The organism is Cohnella algarum (assembly GCF_016937515.1).
GTDB classification, from domain to species: domain Bacteria; phylum Bacillota; class Bacilli; order Paenibacillales; family Paenibacillaceae; genus Cohnella; species Cohnella algarum.
On the sequence record NZ_JAFHKM010000002.1, the window covers coordinates 434,719 to 453,781 of the forward strand.

Sequence of the window (19,063 nt, forward strand, 5' to 3'; positions counted from 1 at the left end):
GCGTCTACAACATGGTGAGAATAAAAGCACGAGAGCTGATGGAGACCCACGGAACCAACTCACCTATTGAAATTGCAGCGCAGAGAAATATAGTGGTTCTGGTCGAAGATCTTGGCAAACATACATGGGGCTACTACACGCTAACGAATCGCATTCCGTGCATTCATATCAACAGTCGTTTGGATCCTGATGACGCCCTTTTCGCAGCTGCGCATGAGCTGGGTCATCATGTTTTGCATCCCGGCATCAATACACCGTTTTTGCGCAGCAACACACTTTTATCGGTGGACAAGATCGAACGCCAGGCAAATCGATTTGCCGTCCATCTGTTGGCCGGCGAAAATGAACCGGAACCTGGAGAAACAAAGTCGCAATTTTTGATTCGTTGCGGCATTCACGAGATGTTCCATATTTTTTACTAACCTTCGCGTTTTCCAGCCGTAAGGCTGTTTAAATATATCTTTATATCGAACATATGTTCCATAGAGGAGGTTTTTGCACCAATGAAAGGAAGCATCGAGAAACGCGGAGAAGCAAGTTGGCGGCTGACCGTCGATGTCGGCACGTTACCGGATGGCTCTCGCGATCGTCGACGCAAAACCATTACCGTTGAGGACAAGGCTCTTCTCAAAACGACGAAGAAGCTCAAAGATTACCTGGACGAGCAACTCGCTGATTTTAAGCGGGAAATTGAGTCGGGAGAGTATCTCAAACCGCAGAAGATGACATTTTCAGAATTCGTTGAGAACGAATGGAAACCGAAATACGCCCAGGACGAGGATAATTTGTCACCGAGCTCGTACGAAATATATTGCGGTCATCTGAAAAATCATATCCTGCCTCGAATCGGACACTTTGAAATTCAAACCATCAACACAATGAAGCTCGTTAACATGATGAGCGATATCAAAAAAGCCGGAAGCCGTAAAGACGGCAAGGAAAAACCACTATCTCCCGGGACAGTCCGTTACATCCATAGGGTAGCCAAGAACGTATTTAGCCGCGCGGCTGAATGGGGGCTCATAAAAGAAAACCCGATGAACGGCGTACAGAAACCGAGTGAAAATCAAGGGGCTGAGAGATTTTACGACGAGGATGAGACCCAAAATGTGATCAACAAAATTTATAGTCACCTGCCGCTAAAGTGGCGTTTATATTTTGTGGGCGCCATTGTCGGAGGATTTAGGCGCGGAGAGCTGACCGCTTTACAATGGCCCGATGTGCTCTTAGATCAGAATGCTATTCGGGTTGCAGTAAGCATTTCAATCATGCGTAAAGGCATCGCTCACGTTAGCGGCCCGAAGACGGAAGGCTCGAAAGCCATTGTCGATATGCCTGAGTGGTACATGAACGAACTTAGAGCGTATCGAGCGATTTGGGAAAAAGAGCGTGAAGAAGTCGGCGACAAGTGGAAAGGCGAAGACAATGAATTTGTTTTCCACGCTGGATTCGGGAAACCATTTTATTTTACGCACCCCACGAAGAAATGGCGGGATTTTTGTGAGAAGCACGGGCTGAAATACGTAAATCTGCACGGCTTACGCCACACGACGGCAACAGTCTTGCTGGAAAATGAAACGGACATGAAGGTCATTCAACAACGTCTTCGCCATACTCAGCATTCCACGACTACGGGATTGTATGCGCACGTAACCAAAAAAGTGAGCCGCGTCGCCGCCAGTAAGTTCGACAAATTCAATCCGCTGGCCACCCAAGAGGATACGAACTTTGTCCCCAATTCGTCCCCAACGGCCTCTGAGGAGCACTCTTCCCTTCCGCTCCAGTAAAATGACAAAAATAAAAATCCCTTATGTATCAAGGGATTTCATCGATTTAAGTATGGTGCGGTCGGCGGGATTCGAACCCGCACGCTTTGTGGGCGCTACCCCTCAAGATAGTGTGTCTGCCAGTTCCACCACGACCGCACGTTATAAAGTTGTTGTCGTCCGAAGCGCATGCCTTCCGCGATTCGAATCATATCGAACTGGTGAGCCATGAAGGACTCGAACCTTCGACACCCTGATTAAAAGTCAGGTGCTCTACCAACTGAGCTAATGGCTCGCATGGTGACCCGTAGGGGATTCGAACCCCTGTTACCTCCGTGAAAGGGAGGTGTCTTAACCCCTTGACCAACGGGCCGGATATCACTCGAAGCGTCCGCTTACCAGCAGCCCTTTCAGACGACAAAAATGATTATATCCGAATCCCGCGTGGATAGCAAGCCTTTTAGCCAAACTTTTTTTTGGTTATTAATATGCTACCTGATGTCAAAAGGAGGGGTCGAAATGGCGAAGATGATCTTATACGATACCCGGTCCCAATCCGCCCGGGAGACGCAGATACGCATGCCGGAAGAAGGCGAGGTGGCATGGATCCCGCTGATCGGAAAAGCGCACGGGGAAACGGAACGGATATTGACCGACGTTTTCCGCTGCCACCCGCTGCTCGTCGAGGATTGCGTCGCCAAAAACCAGCGTCCGAAGCTCGATCGGTACGAAAATCACCTGCTGCTTACCTTTTTTCATATCCGTCGCGATTTGTCCCTTGTCGAGATGGAACACGTCATCGGTCCTAACTACGTCATTACCGTCTGCGCCGACGAGGTGGACTCGATCGCGGAAGCCGCGGCCGATTTTAAACGGAACGAACTGAGGCACATGGAATTCAGCGGCGCCATCCTGTACCGGCTGCTCGACAAGTGCGTGGACGATTACATCATCGTATCGGACAAGATCGACGATAAGATCGAAAAATACGAGCAGGCCATCATCGTCAATCCCCATGTCAAAATCTCGGGCGAGGTATTCCGGTTAAAGCGCCGGCTGCACACGTTAAGACGCATCCTTTTCGACGAAAGAAACGCGATCGGCGAGCTCAGCCATCAGCGTTTCCCCTACAGCCGCAAGGAGGCGGACGTTTATTTTACCGACATCCACGATCATATTTCGCAGGTGCTCGACTCCATCGATTCGTTCCGGGATTCGCTGACCGGGCTGCTCGATTTGCAGGTGAATATGAAATCCGACCGGATGAACGAAATCATCAAAACGCTCACGATCGTCAGCTCGATTTTTTTGCCGCTTACGTTCGTCGTCGGGCTGTACGGGATGAACTTCCGGTATATGCCGGAGTTGGACTGGCCTTACGCGTATCCGCTGCTGCTCGTCATCATGATCATTATTGCAGGTTCGCTGTGGTTTTATTACAAAAAGAAAAAGTGGCTTTAAGCCGCCGGCAAGTAAAACGGTTTAGACGGGGGTTGAACTGCGAGGCGAGCGCAGGCTGCGGTAAGGTGCAGGCGGCGAGGGCTTGGGACATCTGGCGAGGGCATTCGAGGCTCGGCGGGGCTTCGTTGGATTTTGTCCAATCAAAAAACGGCTTTAACGCAAAGTTCGCTGGCTCCGTTGGATTTTGTCCAATCGAGCGAGACCGCTTTCGCCCTTTTCAGCCGAAATGGCCGTTTCTCGTTGGATAAAATCCACTCTAGCTCCGCTTCCCCCCGTTTTTAGCTCCGTCCGTTGGATAAAATCCAACACAGGCTTCATGGCGCTCTCCTTCGCAAAACGAAAAAAAAGCCCGACCGGACATCCGGCCAGACCTTTATGTACGTGTCGCCAATCAAAATTACGATGGCGGAGAGAGAGGGATTCGAACCCTCGCGGCTGTTACACCCTAACGCTTTAGCAAAGCGCCCCCTTCGGCCTCTTGGGTACCTCTCCGTATGGCTCCCCGAACAGGACTCGAACCTGTGACAACTCGATTAACAGTCGAGTGCTCTACCGACTGAGCTATCAGGGAATATGATTTGATTTAGAGCGAAGCTCTCGAAGCGACATGAATTAATTTATCATGGTTCGAGGAGGAAGTCAAGCGGTTTTTCGAATGAATTTTTTTGCTCGGCTTCCACCAGCTTCAGCATCCCCCGGCACCGCCCGCACGCGTATTTGCGCGGGTCGGTTTTGCGCTTGCGCGGATAGGTCATGCCGCACGAACGGCAAACAAGCAAATATTTGATCGGCAGGGTTCTTCGCGCCCCCGGCAGCGTTTTGCAATATAGCGTCGCGCCGACTTTGGCGAGCAGCGCTTTAAATTCCGGATCCCGATGCCGGTATCCCCGCCCCGCCAAATGCAAATGGTAATGGCAAAGCTCATGCTTGATGATGCGTTCGGTTTCCTCGCTTCCGTGCACCGCGAGCTGGCGGGGGCTGATCTCGATGTTATGGCTTTTCAAAAAGTAACGTCCGCCGGTTGTCCGCAGCCTCCCGTTAAATGTCGCTTTATGCTTGAAGGGAAGCCCGAACGCGCTTAGCGACACGCTCTCCACCCAAGCCTGCAGTTCCGCGTCGGTCATGCGTTCTCCTCGTTTCCGTAACGTCTCGGGCCCGCGCGATCGAGGCGCGTCGCGACCCGCCCGTGCTGCCCAAACTACTTGAATTGTAGCCTCTTCTTGGGCTACACTGTCAAGTAGAAATTGCCCGAGGGGAGAACCGCAAACGCCATGTCCAAGATGTCCTACGTCCTGCTGCAGCGGAAAGACGGGAGCCTGCTTTTTGTCGAGATGCCGGCTTCTCACGCCTATCAATTGAGCGCATTGAATTTGCGGTTGCACAAGGAGCTGTCCAAGCTGACCGCCGACAACGTTCCCGAGCTGCCCGCAGCCGTGGCCGAATGCTCCGGTCTCGAGCTGCTGGACGAACAAACGGCCCCCGTAAGCGGCTTGCGCTATATCGACGAATTGGAGCGAACGTTCGCCGCGATTCGCGAATCGGCGTACCCGCTCGTTTCGCTGCTGACCGAAATTCGCGCCCTTCAGGCTCAACTCGAGCAATGGTACGAGGAGGAAGAGCTGCTTTGATGAAAGCGGCTTAAGCGCCCCCGAAGCCGGCAGCCCGTTGCCGGCAGCCCCGAGCCTCTGCCTTGCGACCCGTTTCGCCCGGCTCGCCGCATCGGACCTGCACGACATTTGCCCCGCTCCCATATGCTATTAACACAGCATGACGGGAGGAGGTCGGCAGCGATGCCGCAATGGCTGTGCAATCAGCTCATGCGAGCGTACCTGAAAAAGGACCGCAGGCAAATTAAAATGCTGAACGACTGCTGGTTTTTCTACCAGCGGCAAACGCCGTCGCAACAGACGACGGCCACGCGTTCCCAGCACTGAGCGTAGCGTCTTCTGCGAACGGAACCCGCTCGGAAGCCTAGCAGCTGCAAGGTCCGCCGCCCGGCGCGGGCCCCGACGATAAAGGCCGCCCGCATCCCTTGAGCGATAACTCGCGGGATGCGGGCGGCCTTTTGACCGTTGTCGGGAGAACCCGAGTGAGCGAAGTTCCCGCTCTCCTAACCGTCCAGCGGTCCTTTCATCGTCAAGCTGACCCTCCCCTTTTTCAGGTCGACGCCGAGCACCCAGACGGTGACCGTATCGCCTACGGCGACAACCTCGGTCGGGTGCTTGACGAAGCGGTTGCTGATCTGGGAAATATGGACGAGCCCGTCGTTTTTGATGCCGATATCGACGAACGCCCCGAAATCGACGACGTTCCGCACCGTTCCCTGCAGCTGCATGCCCGGCCGCAAATCCTCGATGTCGAGAACGTCGGTGTGGAAGATCGGCGGCGGCAGCTCGTCCCGCGGGTCCCGCCCCGGCCGCAGCAGGCTGTCCACGATGTCTTTCAGCGTCGGCGCCCCGACTTCGAGGCGCCGCGCCATATCCGCCAGATCGAGCCGCTGCAGCTTGGCGCGCAGTTCCTCCGAGCCGATCGCGGACGGCGGGGATTCCATCATCGCAAGCAGCCGGTCCACGACGGGATACGACTCGGGGTGGATCGGCGTCCGGTCGAGCGGGTTGGCGCCGTCCATGATTCGCAGAAAGCCGACGCACTGCTCATACGTTTTGGCGCCCAGGCGCGGCACTTTCTGAAGCTCGGCGCGGTTTGCGAACTTGCCCTTCTCTTCCCGAACCTTGACGATGTTTTTGGCGAGAGTCGCGTTGATGCCGGACACGTAGGCGAGCAGCGACGGCGAAGCCGTGTTGACGTCCACGCCCACGTGGTTGACCGCGGATTCGACGACGCTGCCGAGACTTTGCTCCAGCCGCTTCTGCGTCACGTCGTGCTGGTACTGGCCGACGCCGATCGCCTTCGGCTCGATCTTGACCAGCTCGGCGAGCGGATCCTGCAGCCTGCGGGCGATCGAGACGGCGCTTCTCTCCGCCACGTCGAGATCCGGGAATTCGTCCTGCGCGAGCTTGGACGCCGAGTACACGCTCGCCCCCGCCTCGCTGACGATCAAGTATTGCAGCCCCTGCTCCGGCATCCCCTTCATGACCGAAACGACGAATTGCTCCGTCTCCCGCGAGGCGGTCCCGTTTCCGATGACGATCAAGTTCACCCCGTATTGCTTGATCAGCCTGCGGAACAGCGCCTCGGCCTCCGCCTTCTTGTTGTGGGGAGGCGTCGGGTACGCCACCGCGACTTCCAGCAGCTTGCCCGTATCGTCGACGACCGCGAGCTTGCAGCCCGTCCGGTATGCGGGGTCGACGCCCAGGACGACCCGCCCTTTGACCGGCGCCTGGAGCAGCAGATTGCGCAGATTTTCGGAAAAGATGCCGATCGCGTGCTCTTCCGCCTTTTCCGTCAGCTCGCCGCGCAGCTCCCGCTCGATGGAAGGCGCGACGAGCCGCTTGTAGGCGTCTTCCGCGGCCGCGGCCAGATAGTCCCGGGAGACGGACGGCCCCCGCACGACGCGGCGCTCCAGCTCCGCCACGACGCGCTCGGCGGGCACCTCGACGGAAATGGCCAGCACCGACTCGCGCTCTCCGCGATTCATCGCGAGCACGCGGTGCGGCGGCAGCCGCTTGACCGGCTCCGAATATCGATAGTACATCTCGTATACCGATTCCGCCTCCGCGTCCTTGGCCTTGCTGTGCAGCACCCCGTGGTCCCAGGTGAACCGGCGCACCCATTTGCGGATGTCCGCGTCGTCGGCGATGCCTTCGGCGATAATGTCCATCGCGCCCTGAAGCGCTTCCTCCGGGGTCGCGACGCCCTTCTCTTCATCGACGTAGCGGGCCGCTTCCGCCTTCGCGTCGCCCTGCCGGTGCTGCGCAAGCAGCCATTGGGCCAGCGGCTCCAGCCCGCGCTCCTTGGCGACGCTGGCCCGCGTCTTGCGCTTTTGCCGGTACGGCCGGTACAAATCCTCGATCTCCTGCAGCTTGACCGCTTTTGCGATCGCGGCTTGCAGCTCCGGCGTAAGCTTTCCCTGCTCGTCGATCAGCCGAAGCACCTCGCCCTTGCGTTCCTCGAGCTGCTTCAAATACGCCCTGCGCTCCTCGACCGCCCGCAGCTGGTTTTCATCCAGCTCGCCGGTCATTTCCTTGCGGTAACGGGCGATAAACGGAATCGTGTTGCCTTCGTCCAGCAATCCCGCCACCGTCCGCACCTGAGCCGGCTTCAACCCGAGCTCTCCGGCGATCAGGGCGATCATTCGCTCCTCCGCGCCTTTTTCCGGACTTTTCGTCAGTTCGCTCATCTCCAAACAGGCCTCCTTGAAAAATACGAAAAACAAGCGCTTCCGGCCGGAAGCGCCTGCGTCATCGTCATCGTTGCGTATCCCCGTCTCCGTTAAAATGAAGTCCGCCCAACACGTAGTCGGTCAAATGATCGACAAGCTCCTGGGCCGACTGCGGGGCTTCGGTCATCAGCGGCTGGAAATAGTCGCTCTTTTTGTGAAACAGAATCGTGCCGAGAACGGACAGAAACGCATGGTCAAGCGAACGGAACCGAAAAACCCCGCACCGCCGCCCTTCCTCCAGCAAATCACGCAGCTTGCCCCAAATCGGGAACATATGCTTCCGAACGAGTTCCCTTCGCGGCGTGCCGAGCGAAATCTCCTGCTGGACGATGAGCATAAGCTCCGGTTCTCGGTAGCGGAAATGGGTCACCTGCTCGATGATGAAGCATATTCCTTCCACCGGATGAAACGACCGGTTCAGGCTCTCCAAAATCAATTCCTTCGGCAAAAAAAACTCGAAGATCGCTTCGAAAATTTTCTCTTTGCCGCCAAAGTAATACGAAATCAAGGCAACGTTCGCTCCGGCCTCCTCGGCGACTTGCCGGGTTGTCGTCCGGTCGAAGCCCTGCTGCGCGAACAGCTTCTTGGCAGCAAGCAGCAAACGCAGCTTTACGTCCTGTTCCGCCGAATCCATGAGTCCCTCCCGCTTCGATCAGGATTAAACTCTATTATGAACCAGAGCATGTGCGGGAATCAAGCGCTCCCGAAATTACGAGCGCGGCGCGACCGGAGCTTGGGCGGGGATCCGCCCCTTCTTGAGCGCGACGGCCCCGGCGCCGACGCCGGCCCCGATCGCGGCGATCAGCAGCAGAATGCCGATCGCCCGACCGGCTCCCGCGCCTCCGAACAGCACGTCCATGCCGCTTTCCACCGCATAGGTCGCCGGCAAAAATTTGCCCAGCTCCACATAGAAGTCGCCCAGCAGCTCTCTCGGCACCATCGCTCCGGACGAGACGAGCTGAATCGACAGAAGCAGGATGTTGAACAGCATGCCCGCCGGTCCGAACAAAAGCAGGAACATTTGGGTAACGAACAAAAACGACAGCAAAATGACGAACAGCAGCCCCCATAACGCGAAGAATCCTTGCTCCGCCTGGCCGCCGAGCGACAGGATAAGCGCCGCCCCGACCAGCGACACGACGATCGCGGCCGCGAGGTTCAACAGGGAGCGGGCGCCGAAACGCCGCCAGCGTCCGGCGGAAGCGGCCAACGCCATCGACGACTGCTCCAGGTTCATGCTCATGATCATCGAGCCGACAAAGGACGCCAGCACCATCATCATCGGCACCATCTGGTTGTTCATGCCCGCAACCGGATTGACCGACCGGACGTTTCCGACGACCCGCTCGGCCAAAGCGCCGGATGCCGCCGAAGCTTGCTCGGCCGGCTGCCGCGCCTGCAAAAGCATTTGCTCCACGCCTTTCCCGACGGCCGCCTTGTTCGCTTGGGCCGTCACCTGCGCGGAAATCGAAGTCATCATGCTTTTGATCAGGGCGGGATTGGATTCGTTGACCACGTATTCGATTTCCGCCTGCCGGTCCGCTGCCGCCGCGTCGGCGGAAAACGTCGCCGGGATACGGACGATCATTTGCAGCTCGCGCTTGTCCAGGCGATCCATCGCCGCGTCCATGCTTTCGAGCAGTTCGGTCTGAACCGGCAACCCGGCCCGCAATTGCGAAACGGCGTCTCCCATTAACGCGTCTTCGTTGACGATGCCGACATGCAGCCGGTCCATCCGGTCGGTTACGCCTTCGTATCCCGTCATCCAGACGATCGAAAAAATCAACTGAAACATAAGGGCGGTCGCGATGCCAACCCACGTTGTCGGCCGTTTCATAAATAGCTTTATCGTTTTCATTTCTCCTCCACCTGTCTCTCTAGTTCTAATCACTTGTTTTAATCGCTTGTTTAACATACGGCACAAACAGCCCGCCTGTCAACCTTTGCCGTGAAAAAACAAGGCGATAACCGCTTTCTCCGGTTGCCGCCTGGTTTAAAAATCGATCAGTCCGACGCTGATTTGCAGGGCGTCGTCCACTTTGCGCATCATTTCTTCGTCCAAGTGCGTAATTTTATCGGTGAGCCGCTGCTTGTCGATCGTGCGGATCTGCTCAAGCAGAACGACGGAATCCCGTTCCATACCGTGCAATTTCGAATCGATCTCGACATGCGTCGGGAGCTTCGCCTTCTGGATTTGGGCCGTGATGGCCGCTACGATTACGGTCGGACTGAAACGGTTGCCGATATCGTTCTGAATGACGAGCACGGGGCGCACGCCGCCCTGCTCCGAACCGACAACCGGAGACAAATCCGCATAGAATACATCCCCGCGCTTGACGATCAATGGGCTACACCCCGCTTACGAGACGTTCGAGCGTGCTTTCGGCGTCTTCTTCCGCTTGGAAAGCTTCCGATGCTATGTTCAGGTTGATTTTGGCCATTTCCAGGTAACCGCGCTGCATGGAGTCGCGAATCAAACGTTTCTTCCGCTCCACCAGATATTGCTTCATCGCCTGCCGAATCACTTCGCTGCGGTTGGAATTTTCCTTTGCCACCACAAAGTCCACTTCTCTTAGAAGATGATCCGGCAAACTGATCATGATTCTCTTCGTATTATGCGCATTGGCCACCGAACAAGCACCTCCAAAGATTTTCCAGCCCTCAATAATTTCCAGTATGTCGGTCCCAGGTAAGAAATATACGGGTCGAAGCCAACATTGTATCATTCGCTTTCCGGCGCGCTTTTCCTGCCGGCGAGGAGCATAAAACGAATATTTTGCTCCCGGGCTACGCCAGCGGGTTGACGACTTCCGCGATCCTTCCGCCGCGCACGTAGACGCGGGGAACGCGGGCGGCGATCATGCAAGTGATTTCATAGTTGATCGTGCCGAGCAGAGAGGCGACTTCTTCGGCCGTGATCGTCTCGCCGCCCTGCCGCCCGATGAGCACGACCTCTTCTCCCGGCTCGAACCCGGCCGATCCGTCCCGCGCGGCGTCGTCCAGCCGGATCATGCACTGATCCATGCAGATCGTGCCGAGCACCGGCACCCTTCTTCCGCGAAGCAGCGCCTCGGCTTTGCCCGACAGCATCCGGCTGTAGCCGTCCGCATACCCGATCGGCAGCGTTCCGATCGTTTCCGTGCCGGTCGTCACGTAGCGGGCCCCGTAGCTGATGCCTTCGCCGGCGGAAACGGTCTTCACGTGCACGAGCTGCGTTTTGAGCGTCATGACCGGTTCCAGCCGAACCCGCTCCTGCCGGACCTCCGCGCTCGGATACAAGCCGTACATGCCGATTCCGAGCCGCAGCATGCCTCCGATATGATCCGGCAAATCGATGCCGGCGGCGGTGTTGCCCGCGTGAATGATGCTCAGCGGCAGCCCGCTGCGCCGGACGTAATCGACGACGGTCGCGAACCGTTCGGCTTGCATGAGCGAATGGGATTTGTCGCTCTCGTCCGCCTTCGCGAAGTGGGTGAACATGCCCTCGACTTCCAGCTGCGGAAGCGCGCACGCCCGCTCCAGGAAACGCTCGGCCGCCCGTCCCGGAAGCACGCCGAGACGCCCCATGCCGGAGTCGATCTTCACGTGCGCCTTCAGCTTGGGGCCTTGCGCCGGCAGCTTCTCGATCGCGGATAAGCTGTCGTCCCGATACAATGTAACCGTAATTCCTTGTTCCCTCGCAAGCGCGAGTCCTTCCGGCGGCGTATACCCGAGCACCAGCACCGGGGCCGTTATTCCCGCCCTTCGGAGCTGCAGCGCTTCGTCCAGAAAGGCGACGCCGAGATAATCCGCGCCCGCCGCCAGGGCTCCCCTGGCCGTCTCGACCGCTCCGTGTCCGTAGGCATTCGCCTTCACCGAGGCGAGCAGCCTTGTGCGGGACGGCAGCCGGCTTCGGAACGCCTTCACGTTATGCTCCAACGCATCCAAAGAAATTTCCGCCGCCGTCGGCCGAAAAAAAGTATCCACGAAAGCCCGTCACCTACTTTATTCTGTCAAAGCCAGCTTTAAACCTAATAAAGTAATGTTACCGGGAGACCGCAGTACTGTCAACGAATGAACGGCTTCCAACGTTTACCTGGTGCCGATCCCGGAGGGCCGGCGGATACGCGAAGAGCCGGACGCGTTATGCCGGCTCTTCGTTTTCCTTATTTTCCCGACGAATCGACCATCGATTGCGCGATTTGGACCATGTTTTCTTCCGGAAGATCCGCCGTCGTCAGCCGGTAATCCATTCCGTCGTATGTCCATGTCAGCGTCTTCGTGTCGCCCGTCGTCAGATGCCCCATCGTAAAGCCCATATCGAGCGCGATGCCTTCGCTCGTCGTCGCGGCCGTCTCTTTCGCTACCGTCTCCATGATGGTAAAATCGTAAGTTCCGGTATAGCGGAGCACGACGCCGATGCTTCCGTCCGCGAGATCGACCTCGAAGACGTCCTTCTGCTCCACGCCCTCGGGCAAATAGTCCGGATCCGGCTCGACCGTCACCGGAGCCTCCTCGGGAAGGCCCGCTCCCGGCTCCCCGGCCGTCTCTTCGCCGCCCTCGATCGCCCCGCCGGTCGGCTCGTCGGGCGCCGTGCCCGGCTCCGCCGACGGTTCGCCTTCCGCGCCTTGGCCGTCGTCAGCCCCGTTTACGGCGTCGCCGTCTTCTTGCGCTCCCGTTTCGCCGCCAGGCTGACCGGCGTTCGGCGCCGCCATATTTTGCTGCATATCGAATGCGGAGCTTTCGAATTTTTTGCCGAACGTGAAGCTGTCGAACTTCACTTCGACCATCAAATTGGCGTTCGTATCCGTCACTTCCACATGGCGCGGGGCGTAATCGGATTTGGACAGCCAAATTTTTTGCCGCGCGAACGAGCCGTTGTTATAGTTGCTCGCCATGACGTCGAACACGTAGGCGTCTTTGTCGGACGCGAACTGCCGCGAATTGTCGAGAACGATGCTCTGAACGAGCGTCTGGTACAAGTAGACCTGGCCTTGATTTTCCGGCCAGTCGCTCTGGAACCGGTAGCTTTTGTTCAGGCTCGGCGTCAGCACGAATACGCCATCGTCGTTGCGGAGCACGATTTGGGTAATGTCCTTTTTGGCGTTGGTCAGCGCGATGCGATAGTAGGACGGCTTCTGGTACCAAACTTCGACCTTGTACTCCTGCGGCTGCTGGCCGGTATGCAAAATCATGGTGCCGCTTCCTTCGTAGCTTTCCATTTTTCCGATGACCTTGTCCAAATCCTTTACGACCGTGTCCGCGTTTTTGCTCCCGCAAGCGGCCAGCAATCCGGCCAACAGAGCAACGACGACGATCAACGGGATCCGACGACGCATGCAATCCACCCCTCTGCACAGTTGGTTAATCCATGGTTCATTCTTATGAGGGGACTTGACCTAATATGCAGACGAGTTCCGGCTTGTTCGAAAGACGAGCTTGCAGCCGGGAACCGCGGATCCCGCCGAATCGTTACGAAGGCCGGACCGTCTCGCCCTGGACGGGACGGAGGCCGTCCTCCCAGCGAACCCGCAGCGCTTTGCCGGCAAACAGGTCCGGGCCGTCCGATAGTTGAAAATGCAAATGCGGCTCGGTCGAATTGCCGGAATTGCCGCCGAGGCCGATCGTTTCTCCTTTGGTCACGGCATCGCCGACCTTCACCGTCGCGGATCCTTTTTTCAAATGCGCCAAATAGCTGTATTCCCCGTTTCCGTGATCGATGACGACCATATTGCCGGCGGGCTGGTCTTCGTTCACGGTCCCGACCGGCTCGTTGTCCGCGATATCGTTCACGACTTGAACGACCGTGCCGTCCCGGGGCGCGACGATTTCCCGTCCGAACGCGTAATAGCTTTCGTTGCGCGCCGGATCGCCTTCGTACGAAAACCCGTCCTTGACCCGGATGAGATCGTACGCGTAGCGCTGGCTTTCGAACTCGTAGTGGTAATTCAGCAGGACGTTGTCGCCGCCCCAAAACACGAACCAGTCCTCTTTGACCGGCAACCCGTATTCGAGCTTCGTTTCCGCCTTGTCGGTTTCCGGGAAGGTTTTGGCGTCGAGGAGCCTTAAACCCGAAATGCGGCCTTCCCCGTCCATAATGACGGTAAGCCCCCTGTCGCCGTCCCTCTCTTTCCAGGCCGCGTATTGGCTGCCGTTAAGCTTCAGGACGGACTGCGGCTCCCATTCGCCAAGTCCCTCGCTGAACCCCTGCACCGTCTCGCTGAAGTCGGAAAGCGAAATCTCCTTTTGAAAGTCCTCGGTAAATTGCCCGTAAACGTTCGCGTAGTCCCCGTCCAGCAGCGCTTGTCCGATTTGTTCGGCTTCGTAGCGCGTCGCGGGGGGCGCCTCCGTCCCGGACGAGGGGGAGGCCTGTTCCGGGGAAGCGCTTGCCTCCTGCGTTCCTTCGGCCTTGGTTCCCGCCGGTTCCTCTCCTCCTCCGCCGCCGCACCCCGTCAAGACGACCATCGCCAGCACCAATGCCAAACCTTGCACTCTCATCTCTCTCCACGCCTTTCCTTCGTTTGGTCTCTTTCATCTTAACGAACGAATATTGCGGAAAAACAAACCGAGCCTTATATTTGGCTTAATTCGCTTCCCGAAAATTAAGGTTCCGTTAAGATTCGCTTCGCTTATCCGGAAAGGCGGCAATGGTACAATAGAGGGAACATCGGATGAAAAAGGAGCTTTCCAAACGTGAACGAGGCTTTAATTCTCCTTGTCGACGACGAACAGTCGATCGTGACGCTGCTGGAGACCGTGCTGCGCAAGGAAGGATTCGCGAACATCGATAAAGCCGCGTCGGCCGAGCAGGCGATCGAATGCTGCACGCGGAGGGAGTATCGCGCGATCGTGCTCGACGTCATGCTTCCGGGAATGAGCGGCGTCGAAGCCGCCCCCCTGATCCGCCGGATCACGAACGCTCCGATTTTGTTCTTGAGCGCGCGGACGACGGACCTGGACAAGCTGACCGGATTTGCCGTCGGCGGCGACGATTACGTCACCAAGCCGTTCAATCCGCTGGAAGTGGTCGCCCGCATCAAGTCGCTGCTTCGCCGCTCCGGAATGCCGGCCGCGCCAGCCGCGAATTCCGCGTCCCTCCCCTCGCCGAGCGGTCCCGTATACGATTTCGGCAGGTTCCAGGTCGACGAGGCCGCCGCCGAGCTTCGCGTGAAAGGCGGGATCGTGTCGTGCCCGACGCTCGTGTTCCAGCTGCTGCTGTTTTTGTGCAAGCACCCGAACCGGGTATTTACGAAAAGCGAGCTGTACGAGCGGGTATGGGGCGAAAACAGCGTCAACGACGACAACACGGTCATGGTGCATATTCACCGGATCCGGGAGCGGATCGAGCCCGACCCGTCCCGTCCGAAATATTTGATCAACGTCCGCGGCCTCGGCTACAAGCTGATCAAACAGGAGGCGGGAGATGAACGTTAAATGGCGGCTAGCGTTCCGCCTGATCGTCTGGCTGACGCTGGCCGGCATCGCGCTGCTCGCGCTCGCGGGAGGCGCCGTATACTGGAGCTACCAGCAGCTGATGCGGATCGAAACGGCGAGAGATTTCGAGAATGCCGGACTTTACCGGCTCGTGCAGACGCTGCGGAACGAGGGAGGCGATCTGACCTTCGATCCCGAGCTGCTGTCCATTATCCGCGACAGCGGCGGCTGGCTGCAGCGCATCGACGAAAACGGCCGGGTGACGGACGCCTATTTCACCCCGCCCGACGTGCCGGACGCCTACGGTCCGGGAGAGCTCGTCGCGTACTGGATGGGCAAGACGGAGTTTCCGTATCCATTGTATTTATGGATTCAGGAAAAGGACGGCGTCACCCACACGCTCGTTTACGGGCTCTCGAACGAGGACGATCGGCTGCTGGAGCAGTTCGCGGAACGGGGCGAAATCGGCGAAGGATCGATCGCGCTGCCGGAGGAACTGGCGAACCGGCTGCGGCGGTCGGGCGCCTGGCTGCAGGTGCTCGATTCGTCGGGCGCGGAGCTGGCCTCGAGCAACAAGCCGCCCGGCGCGCTCGGCCGCTACTCGTTGCAGGAGCTGGCGCTCCGCTCGGTATATGCCGACCGTTACGGGGCGAAGCTGACTTCGTTTTACGAGGAGGCGACCGGACGTACCTGGGTGCTGAGCGAGCCGCTGTCCGGCTTTGCGCCCGGCGAGGGGCCCCTTTTCCCGCCGGAGGCCGGCGTGATCGTCGCCGCGGTCGGCGGCGTGTTCGCCGCGGCGATGGCCATCTTCGCGCTCGTCGCCTATGGGTTCGGCCACCGGTTCGGCGCTCCGATCGTCCATATGCTGAACTGGATCCGCGCGCTGGACGAGGGCAAGTACGCCGAGCCCGCGGGCCGCTCCGGCCCGTCGCGCAGCCGCAACCGCAGAGGCCGGACGAAAGGCGGCTACCGCGTGTTCGGAGACGTCGTCCGTTCGCTGGACTCCCTGTCCGAGACGCTCCGCCGCAACGAGCGGCTGCGGGCGGAGAACGAACGGCTGAAGGACGAATGGATCGCCGGCGTTTCCCACGATTTGAAAACGCCGCTCTCTTCGATCAAAGGCTATGCGCATATGCTGAACGCCGACGCTTACGAGTGGACGGCCGAGGAGGTGCGGTCGTTCGCCAAGGTGATTCTGGACAAATCGTCCCACCTGGACGAGCTGATCAACGATCTGACGCTCACGTATCATTTGCGGCACGGCGGCCGGCCTCCGTCCCTGGAGACCGTCGATATGAACGACTACCTGGCCGAAGCCGTGCGGGATGCGTCCAGCCATCCGCAATATCCGGAGAACGGCGTTCGCTTCGCGCCGGACAGCCGGGCCGCATGGCTCGACATTTACAGGCCGTGGTTCCAGCGAATCGTGGACAATCTCGTCGCGAACGCCCTGCTGCATAACCGGGAAGGAACGATGCTGACCGTCTCGGTCCGGGCGGAGCCGGACGGCGGGCTGTCGATCCGGTTCGCGGACGACGGGGACGGCATGGACGAGCGGACGGCCGAGCGGCTGTTCGAGCGATATTACCGCGGGACCGATACCGAAAGCCGCGCGGAAGGCACCGGCCTCGGCATGGCGGTGACCAAGGCGCTGGTCGAAGGCCTCGGCGGGACGATCGAAGTCGACACGGCACCCGGCCGGGGGACGGCCATCGTCTTGCGCTGGGATCGTTCGCTCCCGGAGAACCGCGCCGGATAAAAACGGTCATCCGATTTAAAACCGAGACGAATCGAAAGCTGTCGTCCGGCGCTATCGGTCGCCCTCGCCGCCCGAGTATGGTAGATTGGTTTTAAAGGCTTTCGAATGGGATGGTTGCATGCTCCTTTATTTTTTCGCGCTGACGGGCGCGGCGATCGTGCTGCTGGCGGGCAACCCGCGCGGCGAAGTCAACCGGTGGGCGGCGGCGTTTCTCGCGCTCGCGGCGATCGGAGGGTTGACCGATGTTTTGCGGGACGCCGGCTGGACGCAGGCCGCGCGGGCGGTGCAATACGCCAACCTCGTTCTGACGCCGTACGCGGTCGCCGTCTTCGCTCTCGTCTATTCGCTGCCGGCGGCAAGCCCCGCCCGGATTCGGCTATGGAAATGGCTGCTGCTCATTCCGCCCGCGTCGATGCTGGGGACGACGCTCGCTTTCGGCCAGGGCATCGATTACGGCTGGCTGCTCGCTTGGGCCGCGCCCTGTTACGCCGGCGCCTGCTTCCTGCTCGTCGCCGCGCTTTTGAAAGAAAATAACCGCGTCAAGCGGCGCAACCGCCTCATGACGACGCTTATCATGGTGCCCAGCCTGCTGGCCGTTCTATTTTTGATTTACGCGGCCAAGCTGATCGCGCCGGATTTCGATTTTTTTCGGTACGTCTCGCTGTTTTTCGTCTACTCCTTCGCGGTGGCCGCATTAAGCCTGTTCGTGTACGGCGTGCTGGGCATCAAGCTGCGCGTGGAACGGGACCCGATGGAAAGCGCGATGCAGGCGGCCAGCTCCGGCACGCATCTGCTCGCCCATTCGATCAAAAACGAAATCGGCAAAATCGCCATCGGCGCGGAAAACGCAAAGCGCTCCCTGTCCGGCGCGGACGAAGCGGCAAGAGAGCATTTGGCGCTGATCGAGAGCGCATCGGCTCACCTGCTCGCGATGGCGGAGCGCGTTCACGGCCGGACGAAGCGGATCGAGCTGCGTCCGGAGCCGTGCCGGCTCGATCTTTTGGCGGAAGCGGCGGCGGCGCGCAACCGGGAGCGGGCGGACCGGAATCGAATCGATCTCGTTTGCGACTTCTCGGTTCGGCCGACGCTGCTGTGCGATCCCCTCCATGTCGCGGAAGCGCTGGAGAACGTGCTTTCCAACGCGATCGAGGCGCTCCCCGGCGGAGGAACGATCGTCATCGGGCTCGCGCAAAACCGCAACGGCGTATCGCTGTCCGTCGAGGACAACGGAATCGGCATTCCCAAAGACCTTCTTGGCAGGGTGTTCGAACCGTTTTACAGCTCCAAAAGCAGGGATGGCAATTTCGGTCTCGGGCTGTCTTACGCGTACAACGTGATGCGCGATAGCAAAGGGTCGGTCGAATTGTCCAGCCGGGTCAACGAAGGGACCCGCGTCACGATGCATTTTCCCGCTTCGGCCGTGCTGAATTCCTTAAACGGAGGAGATCTTTGACATGGAACATATCAAAGTGCTTCTGGTCGAGGACGATCCCGAATGGATCAAGGCGCTGACGAGCTATCTCAACCATGAAGAAGACATTCTCGTCGTCGGGGCGGCCATGCGGAAAGAAGAGGCCGTGCGGATGGCCCGGACGCTGGAGTTCGACGTCGTGCTTATGGACATTCAGCTCGGGGAAGGCGGGCTCGACGGCATTTACGCCGCCATGGAAATCCACGACATCCGGCCGGCCAAAATCATCATGCTCACCTCGCTGTCGGACGAGCGCGTCATCACGCAGGCTTTTACGGCGGGAGCGGTCGATTACGTGGAAAAAAGCCGGTTCAAGGATATCCCGCACGCCATCCGCACCGCCTGCCGCCATCCGGCCGCGATGGACGCGCTGCTGAAGGAATTCGCCCGGCTCAAGCGGGAGGAGCAGCTCAAGGCGTTGACGCCCGCCGAGCGGGAAGTGTTCGAGCTGATCGAAGAAGGCTACACGCAGCCCCAAATCGAGCAAAAACTGTACAAGGCCGAAAGCACGCTGAAAAACCAGGTCAACAAAATATTGAAAAAGCTCGGCGCGAAAACGAGCAAGCAGGCGGTCGAGAAAGTGCGGCGCAAAGGGCTTTGCGAAGAAGACAGGAAATAAGCGTCACCCTAGCCGGTTCAGATGAGTAATATTTACCCAACTGACTCGGCCCACGTGCGTCTAGCCGGTTCAGATGGGTAATATTTATCCAATTGACTCGGCCCACGTGCGTCTAGCCGGTTCAGATGGGTAATATTTACCCAACTGACTCGGCCCACGTGCGTCTAGCCGGTTCGGATGGGTAATATTTATCCAATTGACTCGGCCCACGTGCGTCTAGCCGGTTCAGATG

18 protein-coding genes and 5 tRNA genes are annotated in these 19,063 nt (G+C 58.7%); 9 read left to right on the plus strand and 14 right to left on the minus strand.

Annotated features, from left to right (window positions below; all coding sequences use genetic code 11):
- Positions 1 to 11: 11 nt before the first annotated feature.
- Both JW799_RS02135 and JW799_RS02140 read left to right on the plus strand, forming a co-directional pair.
- Positions 12 to 422 (plus strand): ImmA/IrrE family metallo-endopeptidase, encoded by a 411-nt coding sequence (locus tag JW799_RS02135; protein ID WP_205428535.1) that lies wholly within the window; start codon positions 12 to 14, stop codon positions 420 to 422.
- An 81-nt stretch (positions 423 to 503) separates the two neighbouring features.
- Complete coding sequence (locus JW799_RS02140; RefSeq protein WP_205428536.1) at positions 504 to 1,787, plus strand: tyrosine-type recombinase/integrase; 1,284 nt, start codon at positions 504 to 506, stop codon at positions 1,785 to 1,787.
- A 53-nt stretch (positions 1,788 to 1,840) separates the two neighbouring features.
- Here the strand turns inward: JW799_RS02140 and JW799_RS02145 are convergent.
- The 3 genes from JW799_RS02145 to JW799_RS02155 form a co-directional block, all read right to left on the minus strand.
- Positions 1,841 to 1,925, minus strand: a tRNA-OTHER gene (locus tag JW799_RS02145).
- Between the two features lie 60 nt (positions 1,926 to 1,985).
- Positions 1,986 to 2,061, minus strand: a tRNA-Lys gene (locus JW799_RS02150).
- A 3-nt stretch (positions 2,062 to 2,064) separates the two neighbouring features.
- A tRNA-Glu gene (locus JW799_RS02155) sits at positions 2,065 to 2,139 on the minus strand.
- A 146-nt stretch (positions 2,140 to 2,285) separates the two neighbouring features.
- Here JW799_RS02155 and corA point away from each other — a divergent pair.
- On the plus strand, positions 2,286 to 3,227 hold the full coding sequence (gene corA, locus JW799_RS02160; protein WP_080836280.1) for a magnesium/cobalt transporter CorA: 942 nt from the start codon (positions 2,286 to 2,288) through the stop codon (positions 3,225 to 3,227).
- 403 nt (positions 3,228 to 3,630) lie between these two features.
- Here corA and JW799_RS02165 read toward each other — a convergent pair.
- The 3 genes from JW799_RS02165 to JW799_RS02175 form a co-directional block, all read right to left on the minus strand.
- Positions 3,631 to 3,719, minus strand: a tRNA-Ser gene (locus JW799_RS02165).
- Between the two features lie 3 nt (positions 3,720 to 3,722).
- A tRNA-Asn gene (locus JW799_RS02170) sits at positions 3,723 to 3,798 on the minus strand.
- A 49-nt stretch (positions 3,799 to 3,847) separates the two neighbouring features.
- Entirely contained in the window at positions 3,848 to 4,351 is a 504-nt protein-coding gene (locus JW799_RS02175) for a SprT family protein (protein ID WP_205428537.1), read from the minus strand.
- Between the two features lie 147 nt (positions 4,352 to 4,498).
- Between JW799_RS02175 and JW799_RS02180 the strand changes: the two genes are divergently transcribed.
- Both JW799_RS02180 and cmpA read left to right on the plus strand, forming a co-directional pair.
- Positions 4,499 to 4,855: a hydrolase/acyltransferase gene (locus JW799_RS02180; protein WP_080836276.1), complete on the plus strand. Its 357-nt coding sequence runs from the start codon at positions 4,499 to 4,501 to the stop codon at positions 4,853 to 4,855.
- Between the two features lie 162 nt (positions 4,856 to 5,017).
- Entirely contained in the window at positions 5,018 to 5,161 is a 144-nt protein-coding gene (cmpA, locus tag JW799_RS02185) for a cortex morphogenetic protein CmpA (RefSeq protein WP_139787221.1), read from the plus strand.
- Positions 5,162 to 5,337: 176 nt separating this feature from the next.
- On the opposite strand, the gene JW799_RS02190 is transcribed toward cmpA, so the two are convergent.
- From JW799_RS02190 to JW799_RS02225, 8 genes are all read right to left on the minus strand, one after another.
- Positions 5,338 to 7,527, minus strand: a complete 2,190-nt coding sequence (locus JW799_RS02190; RefSeq protein ID WP_080836275.1) for a Tex family protein — start codon at positions 7,525 to 7,527, stop codon at positions 5,338 to 5,340.
- Between the two features lie 67 nt (positions 7,528 to 7,594).
- Positions 7,595 to 8,203 (minus strand): TetR/AcrR family transcriptional regulator, encoded by a 609-nt coding sequence (locus JW799_RS02195; protein ID WP_080836273.1) that lies wholly within the window; start codon positions 8,201 to 8,203, stop codon positions 7,595 to 7,597.
- 75 nt (positions 8,204 to 8,278) lie between these two features.
- On the minus strand, positions 8,279 to 9,427 hold the full coding sequence (locus JW799_RS02200) for a YhgE/Pip domain-containing protein (protein ID WP_080836271.1): 1,149 nt from the start codon (positions 9,425 to 9,427) through the stop codon (positions 8,279 to 8,281).
- Between the two features lie 135 nt (positions 9,428 to 9,562).
- Positions 9,563 to 9,913, minus strand: a complete 351-nt coding sequence (locus JW799_RS02205; RefSeq protein ID WP_080836270.1) for a type II toxin-antitoxin system PemK/MazF family toxin — start codon at positions 9,911 to 9,913, stop codon at positions 9,563 to 9,565.
- Positions 9,914 to 9,917: 4 nt separating this feature from the next.
- Entirely contained in the window at positions 9,918 to 10,199 is a 282-nt protein-coding gene (locus JW799_RS02210) for a CopG family ribbon-helix-helix protein (protein WP_080836268.1), read from the minus strand.
- 157 nt (positions 10,200 to 10,356) lie between these two features.
- Positions 10,357 to 11,535 (minus strand): alanine racemase, encoded by a 1,179-nt coding sequence (gene alr, locus JW799_RS02215; RefSeq protein ID WP_080836266.1) that lies wholly within the window; start codon positions 11,533 to 11,535, stop codon positions 10,357 to 10,359.
- Between the two features lie 179 nt (positions 11,536 to 11,714).
- Entirely contained in the window at positions 11,715 to 12,887 is a 1,173-nt protein-coding gene (locus JW799_RS02220) for an outer membrane lipoprotein-sorting protein (protein WP_080836264.1), read from the minus strand.
- Positions 12,888 to 13,020: 133 nt separating this feature from the next.
- The gene (locus tag JW799_RS02225; protein ID WP_080836262.1) at positions 13,021 to 14,046 is read right to left on the minus strand and encodes a peptidoglycan DD-metalloendopeptidase family protein; all 1,026 of its coding nucleotides are present in this window, start codon (positions 14,044 to 14,046) and stop codon (positions 13,021 to 13,023) included.
- A 195-nt stretch (positions 14,047 to 14,241) separates the two neighbouring features.
- Here JW799_RS02225 and JW799_RS02230 point away from each other — a divergent pair, with 195 nt between their 5' ends.
- The 4 genes from JW799_RS02230 (at position 14,242) to JW799_RS02245 (ending at position 18,831) form a co-directional block, all read left to right on the plus strand.
- A complete protein-coding gene (locus tag JW799_RS02230) occupies positions 14,242 to 14,982 on the plus strand; it encodes a response regulator transcription factor (protein WP_080836260.1) in 741 nt (246 codons plus the stop codon).
- Positions 14,972 to 16,741 (plus strand): sensor histidine kinase, encoded by a 1,770-nt coding sequence (locus JW799_RS02235; protein WP_205428539.1) that lies wholly within the window; start codon positions 14,972 to 14,974, stop codon positions 16,739 to 16,741. Before JW799_RS02230 ends, JW799_RS02235 begins: the two co-directional genes overlap by 11 nt.
- Positions 16,742 to 16,859: 118 nt before the next feature.
- Positions 16,860 to 18,194 (plus strand): sensor histidine kinase, encoded by a 1,335-nt coding sequence (locus JW799_RS02240; protein WP_205428541.1) that lies wholly within the window; start codon positions 16,860 to 16,862, stop codon positions 18,192 to 18,194.
- A 1-nt stretch (position 18,195) separates the two neighbouring features.
- On the plus strand, positions 18,196 to 18,831 hold the full coding sequence (locus JW799_RS02245) for a response regulator transcription factor (RefSeq protein ID WP_080836255.1): 636 nt from the start codon (positions 18,196 to 18,198) through the stop codon (positions 18,829 to 18,831).
- Positions 18,832 to 19,063: the final 232 nt, after the last annotated feature.